This is a genomic window from Rhodococcus sp. GQ147 (assembly GCF_059759155.1).
Genome location: NZ_JCAXDU010000039.1, coordinates 1 through 10,960 on the forward strand (window position 1 = coordinate 1; position 10,960 = coordinate 10,960).

Below are 10,960 nucleotides of genomic sequence, written 5' to 3' on the forward strand. Positions count from 1 at the left end.
GCCCTCGGTGGACCTTGGGAAGAAGCGAACCTGCAGCAGCACCCACACCCCGGCCGACACGCCCCAAGGGTGGGGAATTACGTGACAGGCGGGTGAGGAATTACGTGACGGGTCGACCCCTCAACCTGGGGAATTACATGACCGCTGACACAATGCGGTGCTCACGCATCACCCGCGCCACTCGTTTGCGGTTGATGCCCACCCCGAGTTCGCGCAGTTCGGCGTGGATGCGGGGAGCACCGTACCCGCCGCGATGCTCACTATGGATCCGGCGGATCTGTGCGACGGTGGCAGCTTCCTCGGCGGCACGCTCGGTGCGCGCATCGGCGGTGGCCAGGTGCCGGTAGTAGCCGGACCGGGACGCGCCGAGGACCCGGCACAGCCGCTGCACACCGAACTCGGCGCGATGAGCGGAGATGAAGTCCCAGCGGCAGGTCTTCACTTCATCTCCTGCGCGAAATAGGCCGCTGCCCGGCGCAGGATCTCCCGTTCGAGCTGCCACTCCTTCTCGGCGCTGCGCAGCCGAGTGTTCTCCGATCGCAGGCGCGCCAACTCCTCGGCTGGGGTTTCGACGCCGGCTCCGCGGTCCGCCGAGCTTCGGCCAGCCGCGTTGTCCTTGCGGACCCAGGTGCGCAGCGTTTCGCTGCTGATGCCCAGGTCCGCAGCCACTGCCGCGTAGGTGCGGGTACCGGCGGCCGCGCGATACAACGAGACCGCGTCCCGGCGGAACTCCTCGGGGTAGTGAGACTGGCGTCCCATGTGAGCATCCCTCCTGGTTCTTGTACGAACCATTGTCAGGGTGTCCACTCCCAGGGGGCATCCTCAGCGGCACCCGACACCACCGTCCATGTCACTGTCGACGACGAGCGGGTACCAGATCCTCCGGTCCACCGGCTGGCCGAGCTGTGGGCTTGTGAGTGGATCGCGCACCCCGCCGTCATCCGGGTTCACCGCAGTGATGATCATCCGGTCTCCCCGATCCGGATCGGGCGCCCGGATTTTCTTCCGCCCGCACGGTACCCGGAGTGGGAGATCGACAGGTGAGGCCGGAAGATGATCCGGGGAAGTCGCCACGTCACACCGTGAGCCGGGCTCCATGCTCAGCCCGTCGTCGACAGCGTGCTCGCAGATCGAACCAGGTGCAGGCACAGCCGGTATTGCTTGCATTACTTGCCGCTGTCGGGGCCGGCGAGCACCGTCGTGCAGCTACGGCTGCAGGTCTTCGAGCACGGTGAGCAAGTCGTCGAACAGGGCATCGGCGCGCTGTTCGATCTCGTCGAAGGTATCGGCAAGGTCCTCGAGGTCCTGATGATCGCGACGGCGAGCCGCGATCCCGCGTTCGTAGTAGTCCGGGTCGAGAACCACCTCGGGTTCGACCCCTGCCTCGTCGGTGTCCGGCGGAGCCGCCGGCAGTGTCGGGCGGTTGGGGGCGCGGCCGGACAGGTGAACGCGTACCAGCGCCGAGATCGACTGGGCGGTCATCGCGTGGGCATGGGGCAGGTGTCCCCAGCGGTCGATCGGACACACCAGCGGTTGGCGTCCCTGCTCGGCGGTGAGCGGATTGGTGAGAATGTCGACCGGGTCGGTGAGGTAATGACGCAACAGATGCGTGCCGGGATTCTCGTCGAGAAACGCCTGGATGTGCGCCCACCGCCGGTAGATCGCCACCCCAAGATGGTCCTCAGCATCGGGTTCGGGTGTAAGGCGCACGCGTTCCCCGGCCCGGGTGGTGACCTCGAGGGCCCCGTCGTCGATGCGGATGTCGCGGCGGCGCAGCCGGGTGATGTCGGCAAAGCTCAGGCCGGTGGCGGCGAGCACGAGCAGCAGCGCATCGCGGCGGCCGAACAGTCCACTGGGCCAGCCCTCGGTCGGCACCGCGGCGGCGGTGCGCAGCAGGATCGGTGCGAGTCGATCAGATCGCCGGCCGCGGGTGGTGTCGAGGTGGCGGCGCACCGTCTCGGTGCGCCCGGGCGGTGGGTAGCCGTGCCGGGTGTGGACGGTGTTGATCGCCGACAGTCGGCGCCGCTGCGTCGCCATCGCCGCGGGATGCTCGCGCACGAACATCGCCAACGTCTGCGGGGCGGCGGGGATCGGCCGCTGGTCGGCGGCAAGGCACCAGTCGGCGAACAACGCCCAGTCGTGCCGATACTGCTCCGGGATCCGCAGCCCCGCCAGCGATATCGAGTGGTCGGTCAGAGGGGGTGTGGTGGTCGACTGGCGGAGTGACGGTATTCGGTGGATGCGGTATTCGTCATGTCTTCCCGGGGTTGTCATGGGTGTGTCCTGCGGTGTCGGTTCGGATGGCAAGGTAGGTGGTCCAGTCCCGTCGTGTGCGGCCCGCCCATCGGGTGGCGGTGGTGATGTGGATGCCGAGCACGTCCGCGGCGATGGGGGCGGGGATCTCCCGGGCCCAGGCAGCTCGGGTTGCGTGTCGAGCGGGCCGGGGGTCGATCCCACAGGTTCGAAGGTTGCGGGCCAGCACTTTCGGTGTGGTGGGCTTGCCGATCCTTCTTCCCTGGAAGAGGAAGCGGGTCGTATCGCCGGGACGCGGGAAGGGGGCGCGGCCATCGGCGTCGACGACGAGACTGTGCACGAGCGTGGCGAGGGCTGGAGGGAGCGGGACGGTGCCGTTGCCGATGCGGAGGTAGGCATCGGTATCGGTAGCGATGATGTCGCTGGTGGTGAGATCGGCGATGCTGGTGATGGTACGTCCGTAGAGCAGTACCAGCGCGCCGCTCGCTCGCACGTGCAGGGGCAGCGTCTCGTCGTGCAGACAGCGAGCGAGCATTGCCCAGCGGTCGTCGTCGGTGAGGATGTGTGATGGTTCGCCGCTGTGAGGGTTCGGCACGACCAGGTCGGTGCACCGATGGTGGGTGGTCGCCCAGGTGATGAAGTTGGCCAGGAAGTATCGGTAGCGACTGCCACCGTCGAGCCAGCGATCGAGGTCGGCTTGGGTGGCGGTGGCCAAGGGGGTGTCGTGTTCGTCGAGCCAGGACAGAAAGTCCAGGGCGAGGGAGATCTGGCTGCGGGCGTAGGCGGCGGCACTGTCGGTGACCGGGCGGTTTCGGGCGCGGCGGCGGGCTCGCCGTAACACGTGCCAATGCGCGAAGGGGCGCACCAGTTCACCGTGGTGGGCGGGGTGGCGCTCGAGAATCTCGTCGAGCCAGGGTCCGATCCGTTCGATCAGGTCGGTGCGGTCGGGCAGGATCCCGGCGTGGACGAACAAATCGCGCAGCCGGGGTAGGGCTGCGCTGTGGGGGACGCTGTCGAGCAGCTGATGGGTGATCGGTTCGTCGTGAGCGCGTAGGGCTATCTGGTGCAGCAGAGCAGCACCGCCGCGCCGGCGGCGCAGCCAATACCGGGTGATCTCGGGGTTGGGCACCGTGCGGAAGACCTCGTCGAGCACGGTGAGTGGAGCGGCGATGCCCCGCTGCGGCTCGGCGATCACAGCGTGCAGGGTGGTGATCAGGGCGTCGTGGCCGGTTTCGTCTCGACGCCGACGGACCCGGCCGGGTGATTCGGTCAGCTCGGGTTCGAGGATGTGGCCGGCGTCCCGGCACGGCAGACACCGGATGCTGCGCACGCGGATGGGCCGGATACGCGGTGCCGCAGACGGTGCACGACCGCAGGCGTCGGGTCCGGCAGCGGATACAGATATCCGGGCTGGTTGCCGTGGCGCGGCGGTCGATGCGTCGCTGCTCACCGCAGGCGCCGCAACGGCGCAGGGGCCGGCGGTAGCAGGACTTGCAGATCGGACCGTCGGCGGTGTGGGCGTAGGTCGAGGCGGTGTGCTCGCAGCGACAACAGCGCCGCTGCGGGGCGCGATAGCAGTTGGGGCACACCGCGGCACCGTCGGCGCGCCGAGTCTGCACCCGCAGCACCCGTCCGCAGGTGCCGCAGGGTTCGCGCCTGCGGGGGATACACGAGCGGCACAAGGGATCACCACGGTCGGTGTGGGTGGCGATCGGGCGATCGTGCCCGCACCGTCCGCAGGGTGCGCGATGGTAGAAGCGGCGGCAGTTGTCGCAGACTCGGCCGCCGTCGACGATGTGCGGCAACAGCACGAGCTGACCGCAGCGCAGGCAGCCGGGGACGACGACGGTGGTGTGGCCGGCGTCGGCCAGCAGCCCGGCCAGCCGTTGCACCGCGATGGGCGCGTCCGACGACCCGGAGATCAGCGCGTCCGGATGCTCGGCCAGGTGCGTCTCGAGGCGTCGCAGGGTGTGCGCGACGGTGGCACGCTCGACGAATCGTGTAGCGGCGGTGGGGTCGAGGTCGGGCACCACCGTGCAGAGCCGGGCAGCGACCCGGTCGAGTACCGTCTGCCGCCGTTCCCGGCGGGCCCGGGCGGCGGTCATGTCGACCTCGGCCGGCGGATGGTGGTGCGCCGAACCTGCGGCGGGGCAACTCGTTCGGCCGGGCCGCCGGTCTTGGCGACGGGGGTGTGGACCACATCGATCTCGATCAGATCGTTCGGGGTGCAGGCGAGGATGTCGCACAGGGCGGCGAGGGTGTCCATCGACAGTCGCTGTGGGGGTGCGGTGACCAGCCGGTAGACCTGCTCGCGCGAGAGGTGGATGCCACGCTCGGCCAACAGCGGCACCAGGTCGGTGGTGGCGAACATGTCCTGCTCGGCCATGCGTTTGCGCAGATTCCAGCGGTAGCCCATCTTCTTGATCATCAGCGCTGCTCCCACAGTTCGGTACGGTCCTGCAAGGCGCGCCGGATCAGCCGGCGCCGGTACTCGTCCGAGACCCCCGTGTAGAGCGCCGTCGTCGAAGCGTAGCGGTGCCCGACCTGCTCGGAGACGAACCGTTCCGGGTAATCGAACTCGACCAGATGAGTGACGTAGGAATGACGCAGACAGTGCAGATCCAACTCGGTCGGCAACCCGGCCGCCTGCCGAGCCGAGGCGAAGGCCTCGTTGATGCTGCGCATCGACATCCGCCCGGCCCGTTCGTTGACCCACACCGCGGCCAGCGGACCCGGACGCAGCAACGGACGCACCTCGGTGACCCAGTGCTCGAGCACCTCGACGATCCAGTCCATCTCCGGCACCGTGAGTACGGTGCGACGCTTGGGCGGACCGCCCTTCGACGCTTTACCCCAGCGCACGAACCACGCCCCGTAGCGGCCGTACTGCGCCGCGGTGGGACTGTGCCGCCGATCCGCCAGATCCAGCCCGTACGCCTCCCGGCGGCGCAGGCCGTAGGCGTACACGGTCTTGAGCAGCGCCGCGTCCCGCAGCGCCGTCAGCGCGCCCTTGCGACCCCGCTCCCGGATCTGTCCCACCCGGGCGTCGGCGGCATCGAACAATGCTTGGACCTCGTCGTAGGTCAACGGGCGCCGCCCCGGCTGTCCCTCGACGTCGGCGACATGCGCGATGGTGTTGCCTTCGTGGAAGATTCGCTGTGGCACCTGCGAGAACCGTTGCTCGCACACCGCAGGCCACCCGTACCGACGATCGGTGATGTACTCGACGAACAACGCGATCGCCATCTCGTAGCTGCGCGCGGTGGACACCACGATCGGTCGCGCCCGCAGTTCCGAACGCAGATGCGTGATGAAATCTTCCCCGTCGGCCGGTTCCCACTGCCACGGATACGAATTGGTGAATTCGGCCATTCGCCGCACCACCGCCACCCGCGGACCGATCGTGCCGGACTCGCTCAGAAACCGGGTGCGTTGCTGTCGCTGCCACCCGGCGAGCATCGCCTCGAATACCGCCTGCTGCGGATCCAGGTGCACCACCGCATCGGCAGCACCAGATGCGCCGCACCGGGCGGATCGACCACCGACTCCATATGTTGCATTGAACACAACATTGTTGAATTGCGTGGCCGAAACGAGGTGTTCTGCCAGGTCACGGCCCACGCAGGCCGGATACTCGACGCACGGGCACGCCCCCTTCGCCGCACGTCGAGCACTTCTCCCCCACTTGCGCAGTGTTGCATCCGATGCAACTCCGCCCGGTTTCGCGGTCACAACCCGAGATTCGTCACGGCGTTGCCGATGAGTGGGGCGTGTTCGCGGGCGTAGGTCTCCAGCATGGCGGGGGTGCTGTGCCCGGTCTGGCGCATGATCGCGTGCGCGCTCGCGCCGTTGCGGAAGGCTTGGGTGACGAACCCGGCTCGCAGTGAATGCCCACCGAGCTGTTGCACGGTCTCGGGGTCGTAGCCGGCCTGCGCGGCGCGGCGACGAATGGCTTTGTGCACCGCCGCCCCCGACAACGCGGTGTCGGAGAGGTTGCCGTTCTTACGGATCGACCGCAACCACGGCGAGGACGGGACCATGCGGGGCCGGGATCCGCGGCACACATGCGCCTCGAACGGTTCGGCGGTGCGCAGCAGGCGGATGACGGCGGGCCGGCCCCCGGAGTCGAAGGCGGCGACGACCTGCGCCCACCGCAGCCACGCACACGGCGGACAACTCGCATGACTGTGCGTGAACGGCAGGGCCCGGATACTCCCCCGCCCTTCCTGATCGGTCTTGGACTTGCGCAGGTGGATGTGCAACCCGTCCAATCGATGAAGTGAGACGTCGCTGCAGGTCAAGGCGACGAGTTCGCTGCGGCGGAACGCCCCGGCGAAGCCGAGCAGCAGGACCGCACTGTCGCGGCGTTCGAGCACCTCCGCGGCCCAACTGCCACTGTCCGCCCGCATCGTCTCGACGATGGTGACGATGTCCGCGGTGAGCAACGGCGCCCGCGGAGTGCGCGGCCGCTCCCCCGCCGCGGCGTAGTCCCGGCGGATCCCGGACAGGGTCGCGGTGACCAGTTCGTCGCCACCAGGGGCGGGATGGCCGGCGCGGCGGTGGTGGTAACCGATCCCGGCCACCCACCGGGCCAACGTCGAGGGTGAGTAGGCCCGCTCCCCCGCCTCCGTCACGGTTGCGGCGGCGCCCAAGAGGTAGGCGGCGACGGTGAGCGGATGCGCCGGCAACGCCGCGTGGCCTTCGCGCTGGCACCAGGCGGTGAACCGCGCCCAGTCCGCAGCGTAGTTACGGCGGGTCGACTCGGACCGCGACCGTGAGACGGTCCCCGTCACCTTCGTGAGGGTCTCGGTCGGCAACACCGGGACGGGCGGCGCAGCCGGGTCCGAGGCGGTCGGCGCAGGGGCGTCGGAGGGGTCCGGGCGGCGCATCAGCAGGTCGTCGGGCACGGAACAGGAGCCTACCGGCCGATTCGGGCAGGTTTCCACCGGAAAACGCGCTCATCAGGCGTTTCGACGGTGATGGTGCGATAATGTCAATTATCGGCACCGACTCCGCACAAACCGGGAGTGACCAACCCCCAGGTGACCGTTTTGCGTATTTTATCCCATTTGTAGGTTTCGCGGGGACGTGTCATTTTCCGGATTTCGTGTCACCGGCGTGTCATATTCCTGAGACTTCCCACCGGGATGTCAGTGCCATGAGCTGGCGTTTTCCCATCTCCGTCAGTGGATTTCCCCACTCGATGTCAGTAGATCTGACGTAGGGCTGACCTTGGGGAAATGTGACGGAGCATGGGACTCGCGAGTGATCAGAATGCATCCGTCGTGGCCGGGGGAGCGCAGCGCCGGACATTCCATCCGCAGGTCTGACTCAGCCACTGACATCGAAACGGGAATCGCTACTGACATTCCGGCGGAAATTCTCAACAATGTGGCAGAAACGCCACAGCGCCGCTTTGCCACAGTGTTGAGGCGCCGCTGGTCAGCGGCCCTGCTCTGCCTCAGACTGTACTCGAGTACCAAGGAGTTCGACATGCCACAGCTTCTGGCCCTGGCTCGGGATCTGGACCGGATCGAGCTGATCGATCTGCCGGACGGGAGCCGTCAGGTCATCATCACCGACACCGGGCCCCACCCCGACGGCGTGGTGTGCGATGGCACCACCGTCTTCTGGACCACGATGGGAGAACGGACCTCCATCAACAGCGCCGGTGAGGCGGTGTACGCCGATATCGACGGAGGTGTCCACGCCATCGACGTCGATGGCAGCAACCGCCGCGACATCGTTGCCCCGGGCGGGACGACCACGGGCAAGCAGTTGGCCCTGGACAGCCAAGGCAACCTGTACTGGGGAAACCGTGAGGGCTTCTCTCTGGCCACCGCCCGCATCGACGGCACAGGACTGCGGGACCTGGTCAAACGGGATGGTTCCGGGGCCGAACGGGACTGGATCGTCGGCGTGGCCATCGACGAGGCCAACGGGCACGTCTACTGGAGCCAGAAAGGCTCCTCCGAGGGCGGGGATGGGAAGATCTTCCGCGCCGGACTGGAGATCCCCGACGGGGAGACCGCCGAGGACCGAGGCGACATCGAGTTGCTGTGGGACCACCTGCCCGCCCCGATCGACCTGGAGCTCATCGACGGGCGCCTGTTCTGGACCGATCGCGGTGCCGGTGCTCTGCCCGGGGGGAACTCGCTCAATCGTGCGGCGGTGCCGCCGGGCGGGCAGAAGGGTGAGACCCCGAAGCTCCTGGCCGACGGTTTCGAGGAGGCCATCGGCCTGACCGTCGACCGGGAAGGGCAGAGAGCCTATGTCGCCGATCTTTCCGGCAAGATCTGGGCGGTCCCGGCGCCTGAGCACACGGACACGACAACGCATGTCGTGGTCGATCTCGGGTACCCGCTGACCGGGCTGACGCACGTCAAGGAGAAGCCTGCCAGCGTTCTCCGGAGACAACCGTGACGAGATAGAGCGCTCAGGATGTTTCTTCGCAAGGCGAGAAGCTGGAATCTGGGTGTGGGCCGGTGCCGAGGGGGATTAGGCGGGCAGGGACGTTTGGTGGGCTGCCCGGGTTGAGGTCACGAAGGAGGACGCTCAGGCTCACTGTCCGGCGTCGAAGAAGGAATCGCTACTGACATTCCGGCGGAAATTCTCAGTCGGGTTCGCATGTCGGGTACGAGTCCTGAATGGAGCGGGACTCGACCCTGGCTGATCGACTTCGACTCATGCCGTGAGGGGACGGGGATGGTTCTCAGGAGGCATCGCCAAGTGACAAGTTCGGTGAGAACCCACAGCTGTTTAGGTCTCAGATCACGAAAGTTGGGAGCGCTACAGTTGGTCATCCATGTATATTCCTGGTCCAGCGCCGGTGACGAAGCCGGACTCGAGTGCCCAGCGCCGGACTGCGGCGCTGTCGGCTACACGTGCCGTCGACGATGTTGCCGCCATGGACCCTGACGTGCTGCGCCGTCTCAGCATCGACCTACAAGCACTGCTTGCCGCAACTCTTCCCGCGGAGCCGCGGCGGAACGCTCTACTCTCGGCTCGAAGTTCGGAGATCGTTCGAGGTGACCTGCCGTCATGATGAACAACGCGGACGCCGACGAGGCCTCGCCACGAGCCGACGCACGAGGATGTCGAGGGTAAGACACCCCCGCAGAACGCGGCCACGATCGATGCGAGAGGTATCCGGTCCGATGACCTCCGGTATCTGCTTGCGGTCGCGCGGAGCGGCCGTCGCCGATCGGCGGCGAGAGACCTGGGCGTTGACCACACCACCGTCTCGCGACGGGTGACTGCCTTGGAAAAGGCATTGGGGGTCCGTCTGCTGCAGCGCAGCACCGACGGTTGGGAGTTGACCGATGTCGGGCGGTCCGTCGCGGAAAAGGCCCGGCTCATCGAGGAGGCCGTCCAGGAAACCGCGGACGTCGTCGCCGGTATCAGTGAGAATCTGCTCCGCGGAACCATCCGCGTCACGGCCCCGGACGGATTCGGTCCGATGTTCGTCGCCCCGGCCCTGGCGAAACTTCGCATGAACCACCCCAATCTGGTCGTGGAATTGATCACCGCCACAAGGCAACTGAATCTACAACCGGCGGGGTTCGATATCGCCGTCGCCGTCGGAACCCCTATCAGCAGCCGACTGGTCTCGGAACGGATCTGTCAATACTCACTCGGGCTGTACGGCAGCGACCAATACCTACGCGACTACGGCGAACCGACCACCCTCGACGAGTTGAGGGTCCACCCATTGATCTTCTTCGTCGACTCCCTCCTGCAGGTCGGGGACCTCGACCTGCAGCGGCACCTGCCGGGTGTCACCGCAAAATTCATGTCGACCAACATTTTTGCGCACGTCTCGGCGACCCGCGCCGGCGGCGGCATCGGCCTGCTTCCGGCCTTCATGGCCGACCAGCACCCCGACCTTCGCCGGGTCATGGTCGACATGGTCGACGTCCGACTCTTCTTTTCCATCGCGGCGCGCAGGGAAAGCCTGACCAACCCGGCCGTGCAGGCGGTTCGACGCGTACTGCACGAGGAGATCCTCAGCCGCCGGAACGAACTGCTTCCGGAACCGCGTCACCGAGAACGCGAAGGTCGCGACGGATCGACGTGACCGTGCGCCCACATCTCTGGGTGATCGCGCGAGGAGTGAAGTGGGCGGAGTTGCAGACTGCAGACTTGCCCAACTCCGCTCACCCACTACCGGGAACCGTCACGCCTGCGCGGGGACGCGGATATCGAATGGGTCGACCACGTCGCTGGTGCCGATCCAGTCGAGGATCTGCTCGGTGTGCTGTCCGAGAACCGGAGGAGGGGCGTGCTCGGTGCGCACCAACGACCGGCCGTCCGCGGTCTCCATACGCAGCGAGGGCCCCGGCAACTGCACCGGCCCGACGACAGGGTGATCGACCTCGAGCAGGAGGCCTTGGCTGCGGGTTTGTTCCCATTCATAAACTTCGTCGATGGTGCGGATCGAACCCGCCGGCACACCCGCAGCCTCGAGGGCGGCCAGGATCTCGGTCCTGGTGCGGTGGGTGAAGTCCGCTTCGATAGCGGCGATGAGCGTGTCACGGTGAGCGACCCGGTCCCGGTTGACGCTGAAGCGGGGATCGTTCGCGGACAACCCGGCGACGGGAGCGAATTTCGCCCAGATCGCCTCGCTGCCCACCGCAATCTGCACGTATCCGTCCCCGCACCGGAAGCTGCCGTATGGGGCGATCTGCGGGTGGTGGTTGCCGGACCG

9 protein-coding genes and 1 pseudogene are annotated in these 10,960 nt (G+C 67.3%); 2 read left to right on the forward strand and 8 right to left on the reverse strand.

Features of this window, described 5'->3' with window-relative positions; genetic code table 11:
• Positions 1–148 precede the first annotated feature (148 nt).
• The 7 genes and pseudogenes from AC6CID_RS24675 to AC6CID_RS24705 all read right to left on the reverse strand — a co-directional run.
• Positions 149–759 (reverse strand): annotated as a pseudogene (locus AC6CID_RS24675) (IS3 family transposase); the annotation flags it as partial.
• Positions 760–822: 63 nt separating this feature from the next.
• Positions 823–966 carry a hypothetical protein gene (locus AC6CID_RS24680; RefSeq protein WP_157127000.1) on the reverse strand — a complete coding sequence of 48 codons (144 nt, stop codon included), beginning with the start codon at positions 964–966 and terminating at the stop codon, positions 823–825.
• Between the two features lie 240 nt (positions 967–1,206).
• Positions 1,207–2,274, reverse strand: a complete 1,068-nt coding sequence (locus tag AC6CID_RS24685; protein WP_498354635.1) for a site-specific integrase — start codon at positions 2,272–2,274, stop codon at positions 1,207–1,209.
• Positions 2,252–3,583 carry a hypothetical protein gene (locus tag AC6CID_RS24690; RefSeq protein WP_498354636.1) on the reverse strand — a complete coding sequence of 444 codons (1,332 nt, stop codon included), beginning with the start codon at positions 3,581–3,583 and terminating at the stop codon, positions 2,252–2,254. The genes AC6CID_RS24685 and AC6CID_RS24690 overlap by 23 nt, the downstream gene beginning before the upstream one ends.
• Before the next feature lie 771 nt (positions 3,584–4,354).
• Entirely contained in the window at positions 4,355–4,681 is a 327-nt protein-coding gene (locus AC6CID_RS24695) for a helix-turn-helix domain-containing protein (RefSeq protein WP_033098544.1), read from the reverse strand.
• Positions 4,681–5,712, reverse strand: a complete 1,032-nt coding sequence (locus tag AC6CID_RS24700) for a tyrosine-type recombinase/integrase (protein WP_498354639.1) — start codon at positions 5,710–5,712, stop codon at positions 4,681–4,683. Before AC6CID_RS24700 ends, AC6CID_RS24695 begins: the two co-directional genes overlap by 1 nt.
• A 269-nt stretch (positions 5,713–5,981) precedes the next feature.
• A complete protein-coding gene (locus AC6CID_RS24705; protein ID WP_498354637.1) occupies positions 5,982–7,160 on the reverse strand; it encodes a site-specific integrase in 1,179 nt (392 codons plus the stop codon).
• A gap of 367 nt (positions 7,161–7,527) precedes the next feature.
• On the opposite strand from AC6CID_RS24705, the gene AC6CID_RS24710 reads away from it, so the two are divergent.
• On the forward strand, positions 7,528–8,676 hold the full coding sequence (locus AC6CID_RS24710) for a hypothetical protein (RefSeq protein ID WP_254704888.1): 1,149 nt from the start codon (positions 7,528–7,530) through the stop codon (positions 8,674–8,676).
• Positions 8,677–9,400: 724 nt separating this feature from the next.
• Positions 9,401–10,330, forward strand: a complete 930-nt coding sequence (locus AC6CID_RS24715) for a LysR family transcriptional regulator (RefSeq protein WP_498354640.1) — start codon at positions 9,401–9,403, stop codon at positions 10,328–10,330.
• Between the two features lie 99 nt (positions 10,331–10,429).
• Here AC6CID_RS24715 and AC6CID_RS24720 read toward each other — a convergent pair.
• A partial coding sequence (locus AC6CID_RS24720) for a CoA transferase (RefSeq protein WP_498354638.1) occupies positions 10,430–10,960 on the reverse strand: 531 nt, incomplete at its 5' end.